The organism is Seonamhaeicola sp. ML3, from assembly GCF_023273855.1.
Classification (GTDB): Bacteria; Bacteroidota; Bacteroidia; order Flavobacteriales; family Flavobacteriaceae; genus Seonamhaeicola.
This window is the reverse complement of record NZ_CP096884.1, coordinates 1,344,184-1,361,328: the sequence shown is the minus strand read 5'-3', so window position 1 is coordinate 1,361,328 and position 17,145 is coordinate 1,344,184. Positions and strand designations below refer to the sequence as shown.

General features: G+C 34.9%; 14 protein-coding genes. 1 reads left to right on the top strand and 13 read right to left on the bottom strand.

Going from position 1 to position 17,145, the window contains the following annotated elements:
- Positions 1-38: 38 nt before the first annotated feature.
- Positions 39-1,193 carry a DNA polymerase III subunit delta' gene (locus tag M0214_RS06160; RefSeq protein WP_248724592.1) on the top strand — a complete coding sequence of 385 codons (1,155 nt, stop codon included), beginning with the start codon at positions 39-41 and terminating at the stop codon, positions 1,191-1,193.
- Here M0214_RS06160 and M0214_RS06155 read toward each other — a convergent pair.
- The 13 genes from M0214_RS06155 to M0214_RS06095 all read right to left on the bottom strand — a co-directional run bounded on the left by M0214_RS06155 (position 1,190) and on the right by M0214_RS06095 (position 17,125).
- Positions 1,190-1,861 (bottom strand): hypothetical protein, encoded by a 672-nt coding sequence (locus M0214_RS06155; RefSeq protein WP_248724591.1) that lies wholly within the window; start codon positions 1,859-1,861, stop codon positions 1,190-1,192. The genes M0214_RS06160 and M0214_RS06155 overlap by 4 nt on opposite strands.
- Before the next feature lie 13 nt (positions 1,862-1,874).
- A complete protein-coding gene (locus M0214_RS06150) occupies positions 1,875-2,963 on the bottom strand; it encodes a hypothetical protein (protein ID WP_248724590.1) in 1,089 nt (362 codons plus the stop codon).
- Positions 2,944-3,486, bottom strand: coding sequence for a hypothetical protein (locus M0214_RS06145; protein WP_248724589.1), 543 nt, complete (start codon positions 3,484-3,486; stop codon positions 2,944-2,946). Before M0214_RS06145 ends, M0214_RS06150 begins: the two co-directional genes overlap by 20 nt.
- A 4-nt stretch (positions 3,487-3,490) precedes the next feature.
- Positions 3,491-4,033, bottom strand: coding sequence for an RNA polymerase sigma factor (locus M0214_RS06140; protein ID WP_248724588.1), 543 nt, complete (start codon positions 4,031-4,033; stop codon positions 3,491-3,493).
- Between the two features lie 105 nt (positions 4,034-4,138).
- Positions 4,139-4,792, bottom strand: coding sequence for a GIN domain-containing protein (locus M0214_RS06135; RefSeq protein WP_248724587.1), 654 nt, complete (start codon positions 4,790-4,792; stop codon positions 4,139-4,141).
- 58 nt (positions 4,793-4,850) lie between these two features.
- Positions 4,851-5,696 carry a DUF4249 domain-containing protein gene (locus tag M0214_RS06130; RefSeq protein WP_248724586.1) on the bottom strand — a complete coding sequence of 282 codons (846 nt, stop codon included), beginning with the start codon at positions 5,694-5,696 and terminating at the stop codon, positions 4,851-4,853.
- 4 nt (positions 5,697-5,700) lie between these two features.
- Positions 5,701-8,073: a TonB-dependent receptor gene (locus M0214_RS06125; RefSeq protein WP_248724585.1), complete on the bottom strand. Its 2,373-nt coding sequence runs from the start codon at positions 8,071-8,073 to the stop codon at positions 5,701-5,703.
- Between the two features lie 165 nt (positions 8,074-8,238).
- Positions 8,239-8,754: an OmpH family outer membrane protein gene (locus M0214_RS06120; protein ID WP_248724584.1), complete on the bottom strand. Its 516-nt coding sequence runs from the start codon at positions 8,752-8,754 to the stop codon at positions 8,239-8,241.
- A gap of 304 nt (positions 8,755-9,058) precedes the next feature.
- A complete protein-coding gene (locus M0214_RS06115; protein WP_248724583.1) occupies positions 9,059-9,916 on the bottom strand; it encodes a bifunctional 2-polyprenyl-6-hydroxyphenol methylase/3-demethylubiquinol 3-O-methyltransferase UbiG in 858 nt (285 codons plus the stop codon).
- A gap of 32 nt (positions 9,917-9,948) precedes the next feature.
- On the bottom strand, positions 9,949-11,346 hold the full coding sequence (locus M0214_RS06110; protein WP_248724582.1) for a metallophosphoesterase family protein: 1,398 nt from the start codon (positions 11,344-11,346) through the stop codon (positions 9,949-9,951).
- 40 nt (positions 11,347-11,386) lie between these two features.
- Positions 11,387-13,258 carry a tRNA uridine-5-carboxymethylaminomethyl(34) synthesis enzyme MnmG gene (gene mnmG / locus M0214_RS06105; RefSeq protein ID WP_248724581.1) on the bottom strand — a complete coding sequence of 624 codons (1,872 nt, stop codon included), beginning with the start codon at positions 13,256-13,258 and terminating at the stop codon, positions 11,387-11,389.
- 74 nt (positions 13,259-13,332) lie between these two features.
- Positions 13,333-13,743 (bottom strand): rRNA maturation RNase YbeY, encoded by a 411-nt coding sequence (gene ybeY / locus M0214_RS06100; protein ID WP_248724580.1) that lies wholly within the window; start codon positions 13,741-13,743, stop codon positions 13,333-13,335.
- The gene (locus M0214_RS06095) at positions 13,736-17,125 is read right to left on the bottom strand and encodes a DUF4175 family protein (RefSeq protein ID WP_248724579.1); all 3,390 of its coding nucleotides are present in this window, start codon (positions 17,123-17,125) and stop codon (positions 13,736-13,738) included. The genes ybeY and M0214_RS06095 overlap by 8 nt, the downstream gene beginning before the upstream one ends.
- Positions 17,126-17,145 lie beyond the last annotated feature (20 nt).

The window sequence follows — 17,145 nt, the reverse complement described above, 5'->3', positions numbered from 1 at the left end:
ATTTCCAAAAGAAAAAAATTCATGTACTTTTGTTTGCGATGCTTTTCTCTGATATTTTAGGTCAAGAACATATAAAAAGTCACCTTACCACAAGTGCAGACCATGGTAGAATTCCGCATGCACAACTTTTTGTAGGCCCAGAGGGTTCTGGCACATTACCTATGGCCATAGCTTATGCGCAATACTTATTGTGTAAAAACAGTAATGGTGAAAATAATTCTGGGAACGAAGCTTGCAACCTTAAGTTTAATAATATCTCCCATCCCGATTTGCATTTTGCTTTTCCGGTAACTACCAGCGATAAAGCCAAGAGTCACCCTGTCTCAAATCATTACTTGGAGGAATGGCGGCAACTAATCAAGGAACAACCTTACGGCAACCTTTTTGATTGGTACAAACTCTTAGGGGTTGATAATAAACAGGGACAAATTGGGGTTGATGAAGCTCAGGATATCGTAAAGGCCTTATCATTAAAATCATACGAAGGTGGTTATAAGGTGATGCTCATCTGGATGGCCGAAAAAATGAATATAGCTTGTGCCAACAAGCTCCTTAAACTCATTGAAGAGCCACCAAACAAGACCATTTTTATTTTAATTGCCGAAGACGAGGAACAAATTATAAACACCATTAGGTCGCGTTGCCAATTGTTACATTTTCCGCCTTTGGCCGAAGATGTTATTAAAGAAGCGCTTTTAAAAAACTACCAAATTGATGAAGGTATCGCTACAAAAATTGCTCACCAATCTAATGGCAATTACAACAAAGCCTGCGACTTGGTTTATCACGACTCTGAAGATATTCAATTTGAAGAATGGTTTATCTTCTGGGTACGCAGTGCGTTTAAAGCCAAAGGGAACAAAGCTGCTATTCACGACTTAATTTCTTGGAGCGAAAACATTGCCAAGACTGGTCGTGAAACCCAAAAGCAGTTTCTTAATTTCTGTATCGACTTTTTTAGGCAAGCCCTTCTCCTAAATTACAATGCCACAGATTTGGTTTTTTTTGAACCCAAAACCGAAAAATTTAAACTGGAGAACTTTGCCCCTTTTGTACACGGTGGCAATATTCTGGAAATTAGCAACGAACTTCAGGATGCTATTTACCATATAGAACGTAATGGCAACTCAAAAATTATTTTAACCGATTTATCGATAAAACTAACGCGTTTGTTACACAAAAAAGCCGGTTAAAAATTATCCTTTACTTTCTTTTTTCTTCCCATATTAAAGATACCGACCTTTAAACCTATACCTACAGAAAACCCATTTAAATCTCCTGTTTTATATGGCTGTTCGTAGTCGCTGGTAAACCTATATCTTAAGCCAGTTTCTAACTGGGTATATCGAGAAAAGTTATAGAGTATGTTAATTCCTGGCTCCACGATGAAGAATTTATCATAGTCATCGGTTTCAAAATCGTCGTCGAGGTCTTCGTAATTATTAGAAAAGTTATTGCCAAAAAAACCAACCGCACCACCTCCTACTAACACAGGAAAAGACACACTAACAAAGCGTTTACCAAACAAAATAGGTTCTAAATGTAACCCGCCATAGGCACCAAACATTCCAATTTTATCGCCATTAAATAAATCTGGTCTGTCATTGGGCCTTTCATTAAAGAAAACGGTACCACCAAAGCCCACCTCCATCTTTCTGTTAGCTACATAGGCAAACTTAAAGTTTCCAAACCCAGTATCTCTATTATCTAATTTCCCGTAATGCAAATTGAAAGCCAGATAAACACCGTGAACAACGTTTTTTCTATCATCGAATTCCACATAGTCTTGATCTTGTTCTTTCTGTGCAAATACTAACGAATTAACTGTGATTAACAGTAGAAGCACTACTACTTTTTTCATGTTTTGATTGATTTTAAAGTTCCTTAAATATAATTATGCCTTTATATCCTGTTATGTCAATAATACCTTGGTTTTTGTTTCCATAAGCTGCTCTAATTTGCCTAATTTTATTCTTTTCATCTATCACCTTGCTGTTTATGCTATGCATGGATTTAGGTAATCTTAAAAGACCTTGTTCTAATTCTGCACTAAAATTAAAACTGGTTTCAGAAATATTTACATAAACCTCCGAAGACTTTTGATTTAGATTTATAACTGGTGCCTTTGCATCGAGTTTCTTTAATCTAAGTTCTGCAAGATTTAGATTTAAATTCACCTTAGAACCAACATGGTTTAAAGTCATTTGGGAATATTTTAAAGTGCCATGGATATGGTCTACAGTATTAATTTCTATATCATCTTTGTTGGAGTTAATATCTAAATTTCCAACAGTTTCTATGGTCATTATTGATCCATCGGATTCTAGTTTTAAAACTTCAGATTCATCAAAAGATACCGTCGCATTCTTAGATTCAATACGACTATTTTTAAGTACATTGGCTCTTAAATTACCATATTTTATAGCTATTTTGGAGTCGTCTAAATCATTGGTTATTCTTAAATCGCCGTGCTCTAAATTGGCATTCAATTTTCCATACCAATCTGAGATAATAACATCGCCATATTTATTGGTAATCTCTACGGCAGCATTCTTAGGAAGATATATGATATAGTTTATATCGCTATTTGTTTTTTCACTATTTAAAGGGCCTATTTTTTTAAAATATTTATTGAAAACCGAGGCATTTTTTTCCTCTATTTCGGTTTTAACTATTAATTGTGAATTGGTATTAATAAATGTGGGATTGATTCTTTTTAAAAGATCCTTGGCCTTGTCTAGGTTCTTTCCTTTTACTTCTACCGAAACTTCTAATTGAATCGATGCTTTGTCCCAACCATTTATAAATACATTCCCATATTTATTCTCTAGATAAAGTGCGCCTTCACTCTTAAGAGGAAATGTCTTTTTTATGTCTTTACTAAGCTTGTCCTGAGCAAAAACAATGCTCGAAAACAATGCTGTAATCGTAAAAACCAACAGTTTATAATGTATATGCCTCATCTTCAAAATCTGTTTTTATAGGATACGATCGCTCTAGCAAATCTTCCATAAGTTTTATCTTCTTTCTATAATTGTTAATTATGGCTTCAATAATTTTTTCGTTATTGATGCCCAATTTAAGTTCGCTTTTTAGTGTTTTATATTCTTCATCTAAATCGTCTATTAGCGATAGAAAATCGTCTTGATCTTCTTTAGAGATATGTAAGCTCTGCTTTATTAATGCTACTTGATTATTTACCAAAAGTTGATAATGGCCGTCTATTTCGTTTAGCTCTTCATTAACTATTTGTATATCCTCTTGTGTGTTATCTAATTGTAGAAAGAACAAGGAAAATCCAAGTAAGACAACAATACTGGCAGCTATTCTAAAAGCTGATCTTCTCCACAACGGAATAACCTTTACGGGAGCTTCGGGTAATTCTGCTACAATATCTCCCCATAGCCTTAGTTTGTCCACTTCATCTAAATGATGTGTATCAAACTGTGTGTTGTTCTCCTGTGTATATTTTTTTAATTTATCCATGCAATCAATTCATCAATGCTATTAATTTCTTTTTTGCTCTATGATATTGAGATTTTGAAGTAGAACTACTAATTCCTAAAATTTCTCCGATCTCAACATGATCGTAACCTTCAATTAAATATAAATTGATAATGGTCTGGTACCCTGCAGGCAGTTGTTTTATGGCTGCGATAATCGCATCTACGTTAAGATGCTCATCGGTAATGTCTGTATCTTCCTCTGGCTCTGGGGTATTATTCTGAAAATCGTCTACAGCAACCAGAGGAATGCGCTTTAACTTTAAATGATTAATACTTTTATTAATAACTATACGCTTTAGCCAAGACCCAAAAGTGCTCTCGTAACGAAAACTATTTAGATTTTTAAAAGCCTCTATAAAACTATCTTGCAAAATATCTTCGGCATCCTCTTTAGATTTCACCATTCTAATACACACATTAAACATACCATTCACGTAAAGTGAATACAGTTTGTATTGCGCTTGTCGGTCGCCTAATTTGCTTTTTTCGACAAAATCTTTATGTGTGAATACTACTTGGTTAGTCACTACACTATATTGTGGAATCGGTTATGCTTTATGTTTCTATTTTTATAGACAATAGAAAATTAAAAGGGTTGCACGAAAGTTACAATTATTATAAAACAAGAACGTTTAATTCGTGTTAATTACAGCCCCATCGCTACTTGTGGAAACATTAACTATGGGGTTGCCTTTATAAAACACCACAGCATCGCTCGATACATTGCCTTGTAATTCTTCTAAACAATGAATTGCCACCGATGCATCTGATGAACAATTAACATTACAGGTATTAGCGATAAAATTAAAACCTTCAATTTTTGCGTCGCTACTGGCATCAATATTAACGCTATTTGCAGACCCCGTTAACCTTATGAATGCATCACTGGATACCTTTACCTGTAATGTTTCTAAGTTCTCAAAACCAGAACATACACCATAACTATCTGCCAATAGTTCTAAGCTGGTAAGATTGGGCATCACAATGTCTAACTTAAGCTCATGTAACCTCCTTATATTTCCAGAAAGGCTTGCGATTAACCTACCGTTTTCCACCCTAGTGCGTACTTGTTCTATTATATTATCGCTAGTTGTTATTTTAACCGAATGCTCTGTACCTTTTTTAATTACAACTTCGATATCATTGGATATTTGTACTTCGCTAAAGTTCGTTAAGGTTCGTTCTTCTGTAATTATGGTATTCGATGCTTTAATGCTTTCCACAGAACACGAGCTAAGCAAGATTGTGAAAGCAAAAACCATATAAATAACGTGTATTGTTTTCATAATGTTTTTATTTAATGGATCCATTTTGATTTTTGTTTTGAACCAAAAATGTGTTCAATTATTGAAAGGTATAGGTTACGGTATCATATTCCGATAACCTGAAGTAACCAAAAGCATAGTTATCTGAGTTGTCTATATTAATACAATTGCCCCTTAATTGCCCTGGAATAGTACTAAATGGGTCGCCGGCACTATCGTACTGCTCAATGAGTAGACTTATATAATTATCGTACTGTTTTGAAATCCCGTAAAGGCTAATTTCTACAACATCGCCGGGGTTAAATTCCGCAGAAGAATCGTCGTCGTCATCCTCTTTTTCAAAAAAGGTGTCCAGCTCATTGCCATCTACGAATTCATCGGGATAATCTTCATAAATAGGTACTACGTCGCCTGATTCAATAAACCTAATAAGATAGTAGTTCTCTATACCTACAGGGTCATTCCAGAAGATGGAAACATCTAAAAGTTCTTCGTCGAAACCACCTTCAACAGATTGTTCCACACGGTTTATGGGTGAAACCGAAATAAAGGTTTCAGTTGCCGAATAACGCTCGTTATTATAGAGTATTTCTAGTTCGTAAGTATGGCCAATAACAGGTTCAAAATTAGTGACGGCATACGTGCCATCATTCTGGTTCGCGAAATTATAAACTACGCCGTTATCTTTATTTGTAACGGTTACTATGGCAGTATTCACTGGACTTGTTCTATTAGTATCAAAATAAGGCGTTGATGTGCTTAATTTGATTTCTTGATTGCTTCCATCGGTCCCTTTTTGCCAGTCTAAAGACGCTTGAACAACAAGTCTTGGTGAAGCCGTTGGAACGGTAACATCTATAACATCTTCGCAAGCCGTGGTAATGACTAACAGTAAAAGTGCAATTGATTTTATATAGGTTTTCATCTGTTTAAAATTTAAAGTTGTAAGTAATTGACGGAATGGCTCCAAAAACGGATAATCTAGTGGCCTCATTTAAACCTGTATCTTGATTTTGAAGGAAGGAAATTGAAGCGGCATTTCTTCGGTTATAAACGTTATAAATACCAAATACCCATTCCCCTTGAAGTTTTCGGTTTAAATTCTTTTTGGGCTTGTATGTTGCTGATAAATCTAACCTGTGATAAGCAGGGAGACGGCTCGCATTACGGTCGCTAAAACTAGCTATTGATAGGCCTTCATATTCATATTGGCTATCAGGATACGTAACTGGTCTACCTGTTTGGAAAACCGCATTGGCACTAAAACTCCACTTGTTGTTTAGCTTGTAGATACCCGTTAGAGACACATCGTGTGTTCTATCGTAAGGTGTATTGTACCAGTCACCATTATTTATCCCAGACCCTCCGGCAATGCCGCCGGGAGTTCTTTGTTCGGATTTAGATAAGGTATAGGCCAACCAACCGGTTAATTTTCCTTTGTTCTTTCTTAATAGAAATTCAAGTCCGTAGGCTCTAGATTCCCCATTTAGTATCTCGGTTTCTATATTGTTATTCCCTATTAAATCTGAACCATCTATATAATCAATTCTATTATCAACATTCTTATAATAGGCTTCTAATTCCAGAGAATACTTTTTATTCTTAAAGTTCCTGTAATAGCCTATGGCATATTGGTTAGATAACTGCGGCTCTATAAACGCTCCACTGGGAGTCCAAACATCTAAAGGAGTCACCGAAGTGGTATTTGAAAGCAAGTGCAAATATTGCGCCGACCTTGTATAACTCGCCTTTAACGATGACGATTCGTTTAACTGATATGATAGCCCCAATCTAGGCTCTAAATTATTGAAGGTTTTAATACTTTCATTCTTTTTAAAAGCAGTTTCACCAATCGCTGTACCTGTTTCATAAATACCTAAAGCGCTATTGTAAACTACAGGTTTATTATCTTGATAATTCGTGATATTTACACCGCCCAAACGGTTAAATCTACTCAATCTAAGCCCGTATTGCGCGGTAAATTTATCGGTGATTTTATGTTCGGCACTCACATAAATGCCGCTTTCCAATGCTCTTTTTTCATCCAGCTTTAAAAAATTTATTGGTGAAGAAGCTGAGGTCGGTTTTACTTCACCCGGATTAAGGTTATAGAGGATACTACTAAAGCCAAAATCCAGTTTTAAATTATTGTTCAAGTAGTACTTAAAGTCATATTTAAGATTGTAATTTGTGATATCGGCATCCCAATCTAATTTCACAAAATCTAATATAATTTGGTAATCATATTTGCTATAAATCAATGATAAATTAGAAAACAACTTATCGTTAAAAATGTGATTCCAACGTAAGTTTCCTGAAGCATTTCCGTAGTTGGTTCTTATAAAACTATTAATGTCGAAAACATCGCGTCCAAAATAACCCGATAGGTAAATCTTGTTATTTTTATTTATGTTGTAATTCGTTTTAAGGTTAAGGTCGTAAAAAGAAATTTTATCATCTTTTACCTCTTCAATACTTTTCATTAAAAGATGTGCGTAAGACGATCGACCAGCAATTAAAAAGGAACCTTTGTCTTTAAATAATGGTGCCTCTGCCGTTAACCTACTTGAAATCAAACCTATACCTCCACTCAATTCGAATTCTTTACTGTTACCATCTTTTTGATGCACGTCTAAAACAGAAGACACCCTGCCTCCAAAATTAGCAGGAATGTCACCTTTGTAGAGCTTAACATCTTTAATAGCATCGTTGTTAAACACCGAAAAGAACCCAAAGAAATGCGAGGTATTGTAAATAATAGCCTCGTCCAATAAAACTAAGTTTTGGTCTACAGCTCCTCCTCTAACATTAAATCCTGGAGCGCCTTCGCCATTATTGGTAACACCAGGCAGCATTTGAATAGATTTAATAACATCTACCTCACCAAGTACGGCTGGCATTTGCTTGATAGTAGAAGCGTTGAGCTTAGACACACTCATCTGTGGTTTTTTTACACTAATTTGCTCAGGTTCTTCTGCTGTTATTATAACTTCCTCTAGTGTTTGAGAAAGCTCTTGTAATTCAAAATTAAGTTCTAGATTTTCGTTAAGGTTAACCTCTTTAGTAATGTCCTGATAGCCCATGTAGGACACAATTAGGGTGTAATTTCCATGGCTTGCCGTAAGTGAATAAAACCCGTAATTATTAGTAACAGCACCACTACTTGTTCCTTTTAAAAATACTGTGGCACCCATGAGGGTTTCGCCGTTTTTGGCGTCTTTAACCTTGCCTCTTATTGTGTAATTTTGAGCACATATTAAAGATGAGAATAATAGGCCTAAACCTAATAAAGTATATTTCATACTGTTCGTTTTTTTGATTATCACTTTTATTGACAAACAAAAAAACGAAGGGTTGCATTGGATCAAAAAAATAAGTTTTATTAACCAAATTATTTCAACCAAAAAACCCTGTTAATATTATATTAACAGGGTTTAAATTACTGATTACAAGTATTTTATATTGTTTTATTTTTTGTATTCGGCATCTATAGCTTCTAAAATAATTTGAGTTAAATTATTCTCATCGGTTCCATAAAGTACAGACGAAGCACCGTCACTTGTACCTAAAATATAGGTATAACCATTAGTTTTTCCGTAGTCTTTAACAAAGCCTTTAACCTTGTTAATTAAAGAATCGATTTCAGATTGATACAGTTGGGTTAACTGTTGCTCTTCGAATTGCATTTGTTGATTTACCAATCCCCACTTCTTTTGAAACTCCACACTACCCTCTTGTTGCTTTTGCCTAGATAATTTACTCAACTTTAATTCTGTAGCCTGAGCATCTAAACTGTATGCTTGCGAAATACTATCGCGCTTTTTATTAAATGTGTCTTGCTTACCTTTTATCTTGGTTTCTAAATCCTTTTTTTCCTGGATTTCATTAATAAGTGTAGAATTATCTACATAGCCAATTTTTGCTTGTTCTTGACAAGATGTAAAAGTTAGTACTAAGACAATGATGTAAAAAATATGTTTCATCTGTTTTTAAAGTTTTTAATTCTGAAATTTTAAAAATCTGAATTCTTAAATCGATATAATAAATTCTTCAATTTTTGAATTCGGACAAATGTACATGAATTTTTTTCTTTTGTAAATTTACCAAGCCCATAGAGATTTAAAATATTCCTATTTTTTTAATATAAACAAAATTTATAGAAATAAAAATAAGTATTGTTTTAAATTATTAGTTTGTGGTTTAAATAAAGCGTTTTAAGAGGTTTTTGAAAACCGCATGTGTATTTGTACAAAATCTATGCTAAAGCTAAATGAAACCGCCTTGTTTTTAATTTTTTGTGTTTTTTAGGATATAAATTAATGAAGAAGCCTCTTTTGTTCTTAAAGATTTTAAGTTTGAAAGCAAACCAAACCAAAATCCTTTAACGGGATTCATTGTTCCTGTTTTATACTTTTCCGAAAGTAGGCTAACATAAAATGCATCGAACCACATGGGTTTGATTTTAATTAAATCCAACGAAAATTTAGAAAACAGTTTTTTAATCGACGTTTTATTAAAATGCCATAAATGTCTTGGTACATCATAAGCCGCCCAAAACTTTTTATAGTGCTTTGCATCAAAACTATAATAATTTGGAACAGCAACTACAATAATACCATTAGGTTTTAAAATTTTTCTAAAAATTTCAATTTGTTCTTCTAAATCAGTTAAATGTTCTAAAACATGCCAAAGGGTTATGACATCAAAACTGGATACTTCAAATTTTAAAAGAGCATTGGTCTCAAAAACGGAGTTGTTAGTTTTTTTATTTGCAATTTCCCTAGCTTGTTCATTTGGTTCAATCCCAGAAACTGTCCATCCATTTTCTTTAGCCGCCATTAAAAAATCTCCTGTCCCACATCCAACGTCCAAAAGATTTTTATTTTCAGAATTAAAAGAATTAATGAGACCCAATTTCTTTTCAAGGGCAAATACGCGGACACTGTGGTAAATCTTTTCAAACAGATTACGTTTGGCGTCTGTATGGGAAATATAATCTTCACTTTGATAATACGCTGGTAATTTATCCTTAGAAGGTTGAGGTTTGGTTTCTAAAAAACCGTATTCTGGATTTTCTACCAATTGAAATGACTCACCCGAAACCGAGTAATCCTTAACTGTTAAAATAACATCATCGTTATTCATTTAAAACACTTGTTTAATAATACTTGGAAAAATTACTTTTTACCTCGTTTTAAAAGTTTCTTCTTACCTGCTTTGAAATTTTTAGAAATAACAGCACTATCGTAAACTTCACCCAAAGCGGTATAAGCCACATAGCTTAGCTTATTGTCTTCAATTGTTATCACCTGATAGAATTGCGTTTGCTCCGCAGTAATATCCATTTGGTAACCCTCAGCGGCATAAGTTTTCAATTGTTTGGGATCCACTTCATATTGTTTTGGTCCGCTTACAGAAGTGACATAGATAGTCCCTAGACTATTGGTTTGTTTTCCTGAAGTGGTTCTGATTGGTACATGACCTCTAGCATAAGTATGATCATGTCCGTTTAACACCAAGTCTACATTATATTTATCAAGTAAAGGTTTCCAATGCTCACGTGCGAATTTAAAATCACGTCCCTTTGCTGGAGAGAAAACAGAATGATGGCAGGTAATTATTTTCCATTTAGCCGTACAATTCTGTAATTGCTTTTCAATGTATTTGGTTTGGGCTTCCAATTTATTGTTAGAGTTCAAAACTATAATTCGAACATCTTGGTAATCTACCGTATAAACTGTTTCGTGTAAATCGGCGTTTAAATCTTTTTCAACCGGAAGCGTAAACTGAGGACGCCACTGTATGGAAAGTTTTCTAGGCTCACCTTTTTTTAAGGATAAAAACTCATGATTTCCAACAACAGGAATGGCCGTCCACTGACTATGAATGAAACCTCCTGCTTTATACCATTGTGCCCACTCAAAATCTCTATGCGCTTTATTAATTAGATCTCCTGCATGAATGACAAATGAGGCGTTGGGAGCTGTTTGATATGCTTTACGAATCACACGTGACCAATGTGCCAAAACATCATTTTGAGCATCACCAAAATATACAAATTGTGTGGGTGCATAACCTACTTTTGCTGTGCGAAACTGAATCCACTCAGACCAATGCGATTTGCCATCACCCACTCTGTAAGCATAAATTTTATCTGGTTTAAGACCTTTAAATACAACACTATGGTAATTGACAATAAGAGAATTATTGCCTTTATACAATCCTAAATTAAAAGGTTCGGTAACTGCATCTACATTAATAGCGTTCTTGGTAAACTTGGAATTGACGGTTGCCTCAGCAATTTGAGCAACTGCTTTAGTTATGCTCACATCTGTGCGCCAAGTAACAGCTCTAGTTGTAGAAGCATCACCATAAAATGTTAGCATGATTCGATCTGGGTCTTTACTCGGAATTTCCCAATGGTGAAGACCATCGTGATTATGATGATGTTGAGCAAAACCAAAAAACACCGAAAGACTCAATAAAACGAATACTATTAAACTTTGGATGGTAGAATTAAAACAAATGAAAGGTTTTGTTTTTTGATTAATTGGCAGGGTGTTTTTATTTCTCATCTATTAATATGATTTAGTGTTCCACGTGGAACACTAAAATTTATCGCCCCATGTAAACTAACAAAACAGAAATATCATTTGGTGAAACTCCGCTAATTCTTGATGCTTGAGACACGGTTGTAGGCTGTATTTTTTTAAGTTTTTCCCTTGCTTCAAAACTCATAGATTTAATTTTAGAATAGTCAAAATTTTCAGGGATTTTCACATACTCCAATCTATTTAATTTGTCGGCATTATTCTTTTCCTTAGCAATATAACCTGCATATTTTACCTGAATATAGGTTTGCTCTACCACTTCCCTATCCAAATTATTATCTTGAATGTAAGACTCCACACTTTCAACTTTTCTAATATCTTCCATTTCGATATTAGGTCTTGCAAACACCTTAAATAACTTTCCAGATTGTTTTACAGGAGAAGAGTTTTTAGATTCTAATATGGGGTTTATTTCTTCGGGTTTAACACTTGTGGTTTGAAAAAAGGACACAAATTCTTTTGCTGCTTCGTGCTTTTCTTCCATACGTCTTAAACGTTTTTCGGAAGCTAAACCTAAATCATATCCTTTTGGCGTTAACCTTAAATCGGCATTATCTTGTCTTAACAATGTTCTATACTCTGCTCGTGACGTAAACATCCTATATGGCTCTTCTGTGCCTTTAGTGATTAAGTCATCGATTAAAACACCAATATAAGCCTCGTCTCTTTTAAGAGTAAAAGCCTCTTTCTCTTGAACTTTTAAACTGGCATTTATACCCGCCATTAGACCTTGAGATGCAGCTTCTTCATAGCCTGTGGTACCATTAATCTGTCCGGCAAAATAAAGACCCTCTATGATTTTGGTTTCTAAGGTGTGTTTTAATTGCGTTGGCGGGAAATAATCATACTCTATAGCATAACCTGGTCTGAAGAATTTCACGTTTTCAAAACCTACAACAGAACGCAACGCTTTAAACTGAACGTCTTCTGGTAACGAAGTAGAGAAGCCGTTTATATAATATTCTACGGTACTCCAGCCCTCTGGCTCAACGAACAATTGATGTCTGTCCTTATCTGCAAAACGATTAATTTTATCTTCTATAGAAGGACAATATCTTGGTCCCAAACTTTTAATTCTACCATTAAACATAGGCGACCTATCGAAGCCTTCGCGAAGCAAATCATGGACTAATGTGCTTGTATAAGACATGTGACAAGCGCGTTGTTTTTGCAACGGTTTTGTAATGTCTAAATAAGAAAACTTTTCTGGGTTTTCATCACCCGGTTGTTCAATCATTTTAGAAAAATCCAACGATCTTCCGTCAACCCTTGGCGGCGTCCCTGTTTTCATTCTTCCGGAATCAAAACCTAAATCAACGAGTTGTTCAGTGATACCCGTTGCCGGTTTCTCTCCTGCTCTTCCGCCTCCAAAATTCTTATCACCAATATGTATTAATCCGTTTAAGAAAGTTCCATTGGTCAAAACGACCGATTTCGCTTTTACCTCAACACCCAATGATGTTTTAACGCCTACAATTTTATTGCCTTCAATCAACAAACCTGAAACCATTTCTTGGTAGAAATCTAAGTTTTCTGTTTGTTCCAAAAGCATTCTCCAGTCTTCAGCGAAACGCATTCTATCGCTCTGTACCCTGGGGCTCCACATGGCAGGTCCCTTAGATTTATTTAGCATTTTAAACTGAATAGCAGAGGTGTCAGAAACAATACCGCTATAACCACCTAAAGCATCTATTTCGCGTACAATTTGCCCTTTAGCAATACCTCCCATAGCAGGGTTGCACGACATTTGGGCAATGTTTTGAAGATTCATTGTAACCAACAAAGTCTTGCTTCCCATGTTTGCAGCAGCAGCAGCGGCTTCGCTACCGGCGTGACCGCCTCCAACAACAATTACATCATAAACTTCGTTAAACATACCTACTTCTTATTAAGATGTTCCACGTGGAACACGTTTCTAATAGGTTGCAAATATAAGCCGAAATCTTGACTCTAGCTAAGTTGATTTAAATAGTAGTTTTCTTTGTTTCTCATGGCTTTAGCATCATCTTCAGTCTTGTCTTTGTAACCACAATAATGTAGTATGCCGTGAATGATAACCCTGGTCAGTTCCTCTTGAAAAGTTACACCAAAATCTTTAGCATTATCGGCAACCCTTTCAATAGAAATAAAGATGTCTCCCTGTATAATTTTACCAACGGTGTAGTCGAAACTAATAATATCTGTGAGGGTGTCGTGGTTAAGGAATTCCACGTTCAATTTGTGTAGATACTCGTCATCACAGAATACATAATTTACCTCCTCTATTTTGAATCCTTCAGCTTTAATAGTCGATAAAATCCAGTTTGAGATAACCTTTTCATCGGTTAAACTAAACACTGTTTCGTAATTGAAATTAATCATTAATCTGTTTGAAATACTCTTGAACTTTCTTCCTGTAAATTTGGTGCAAAGGTAGGGCTTGTTTGTCTAATATTTCAATAGTATTGAAATACGATTTAGCCGTTGGTATTTGATTGTTCGGGTTGTTATTGAAATTATCAGTATTGGTTTTGGACTCTCTTTTATCATCCTCTCCTTGTTCTTGTGACGCGTTTTCTAATTTAAGTAATTGATGTTTTAACTCCATCATTTTTTGAAGCACTCTATTGGTGAATCCTTTGTTTAATAATTCTAATTCTATGTCTTCCATATCCCTTACCAACTTATCACCTTTATAGCCTAATCCTTCCTTAGCTATTTTATCTTGGAGCGCTTGTTTTAATTCTTGTTGCCTTTGATAAATCTCAAATAACATGCCATTTAACTCTTCACTGTTTCCTTCACCTTCGCCTTCTTTTTGTTGCCCGTCTTTACCTTTTTTGTCTTGGCCTTCTCCCTGTTCTTTTTTTCCTTCCCCCTTTTTGTTCTCACCATCGCCTTGTTTTTCCTCTTGGGATTGCTTCATACCCTTTTGCATCATCTTGTTCAGTTCTTCTTGGCTCATTATAATATCTGGTAACTGCATGTCTCCTTGACCTTGGCCGGCAGACATACTCATACTTTCTTGCATATTGTCGAGAATGTCGCTTAAGAAATCTGCCAAATTATTGGCTGCTGTAATTGCGAATTGCTGGTTGGAAACACCTTGATATATTTGATTCTCTGCCAATAAATCGATAGCCTTATCTACGTTGAAATAAACTTCGGTGATTTCTTTATTTACTTTTTCGGATAGTTTTGGTTGACGAAGCGACAAGGCGAACAAACTATCATCTACATGCTCAAAATGCTCTTTAAGGGTATGCTGCTTACGTAAATAGGAAGCGTACTTGCTATGATCTACATCTATAGACTTAAAGTTGTTCATAAGTGCCTCTTCATCAAAAGAAAACAATACCAAATTATCTAAAACCTGTCTCAGCATTTCCATATCTTCTTGCATTTGCTCTCCGCCATTGGCCTGCATAGTCTGTTGCATTTTAGCAGCCATTTGTTTCATTTTCTTTGCGGATTTCTTTTGGCTGGATTTGGCATTTTGAGAGTTCTGATTCTCGTTTTGACCATCCTGATTCCCTTCACTATTTTCTTGTTTTCCGGCTTCCTTCTGTAATTCTTCGGAAGCTTTTTGCTGTTCCCTTTTTATTTCATTCTCTTCTAATTTATCCTGTGGGATATCTATGGGTTTTTTAAGCGCATCACTATCCTTTTTTAAGTCTTCAAGTTCTTTGGTAAAATTGTTAAAATCTTCATTCAGCTCCTCTTGTTTTTCTTTGGTGTTTTTATCATTAGACTCTTTGGAAAGTTGCTCCTGGTCGTCAGCTATATTTTTCAAGTCATCTGCCAACTTATTTAGCTTCTGCTCTACATAGTAGCGCTTCGTTAATTCAAGTAATTGTTGTAAGCTGCGTTTCTTATTTTTGTTTTGTTTGGCCAGTTCTTCTAACTTGTTTACTAAATCTTCTTTACTTATTTTTTCCTTGAGCTTCTCTAGTTCTTCTAAGAGCTTTTCATCTTTCTGTAACTGTGCTTCGTTCTCTTTTAAACGTTTTTTCAGGTCTTTTTTAAATTCATCATCTCGAGTATTTTCCTGATCTAGATTCTCAAGGTTATCCATTAGTTTTTTATTGAAGTTTTTCATCATCTCATCTTGTTGCTTCTGGCGCTTTAGAAATGATTCTAACTTCTTCTTATCATTAAAACTAAGACTTGGCTTTTCCTTTTGCGTTTTGGTAATTTCTTCTAAACTCTTGTTTTGTTCATCAAACTTCTTTAATGATTTATTCAAGTTATTGATGGTTTTACTCTGTTCTTGTAACTGTTTATTAACTTCTTCCTCTTTTGTACGTTTTCTGTAAAAAAAGGTGTTACTCTTTACGCCTTTATAGGAGTTAACTACATCATTATCAAATACTTGAAAATATAAATTGTATTGCACACCTTCCTTGATGCTTAAATTATTTGGAAAAGCGCTAATAAATTCCATGATGTTGGAATTAGAAATCTCAAGACGCTTATATTGCTTGTCTGCTTCATTGTTCGCAGGGTAATACACCAACTGCAATTTATTGAAACCATAATCGTCGCTGGCCTGACCAAAAAAGTAAAGCGTTTGTTGGTCTAAACTATCTATCTGCATTTTAACATTCAGTTCTGGATATTGGTCCTTTACAACGTCTATCCTAAACGATAAGTTTTCATAATCCTGAAGGTTATTATTGCTAGTGCTAAAGCTATAGTTAAACGGTCTTAGAATTCTTTTGGAGCTAGAAAACACCCCATTATCTTTAGTGCTTAACTTTACAGTGTCTTGAGAATAGATAGTTACAAAATCGGTAGCTTTTGTGTTGAGTTTCCATGTCACCCGAGTACCTTCTGGAACTAATGCATTACCTGTACTCTTTAATGTTTCGTTACGTTTTTTTGTGTAGTTGGGATAATCTAAAACCATATCGAAGCCCAACAATGTGGGCGCATCAATAATGCTTAAAGCATAGGTTTTAGATGTGACCTCGTTAGCCGTTAAATTAAATTCTATTTCAGACTTAGGTTGGGTAAACACGTATTCAAACTCACCTACTCCTGTGTGGTGTAAAAAATAAGTTTCGTTATTATACTCAATTTGTACGGTTTCTGGAATAAGCTCTCCCTGTGTTTTAACCTTTAATTTGAAGTCTTTGTTCTCTACAGTCTCAAGATTTTCGTTTACTACAAAAAACTGAAAAGGCGCAGGAGGTTCGTAAGCTGTTTTGTAATGCACTACCCTATCGTAACTATTACTAAACCAATTTAAATTATCGGTTATTAAGGTTACCAGAATTATTAAAATCGGGATGGCTGCATACTTTAGATACTTAACATTCTGTTTAAAATTAACAGCTAGTTTAAAAGGAATTGGTTTTAACTCAATAGATTTTTGTTCAATACTTGCCAGCAATAAATCCGATTGATTTGAACTACCTTTCAGCTGAAGTACGTTTAAAAGTTTATCGCTTACCTCAGGAAAATGGTTGCCAATAATTCGGGAGGCATCTTCATAATTAATCCCGTCTTTCAACTTTAATAATTTGGCCAATGGCAAAAAGATAAATTTGACCAGCAAACCTAATTCAACCGCCACAAATAACCAGAACAAAACTGTACGCGCTTTAGTGTTTAACCAAAGCACATGTTCCACAAAAAGGGTGATTAAAAAATAAAGCAGCCCAATAGCAAAAAATAAAATGGCACCTTTAAGCAATTCATTGGTGTAGTATCGCCTAATAAAGCCTTCCAGCTTGCCCTTAATCACTTCAAAACTTTGCATAATACTAAACTACAATTTTA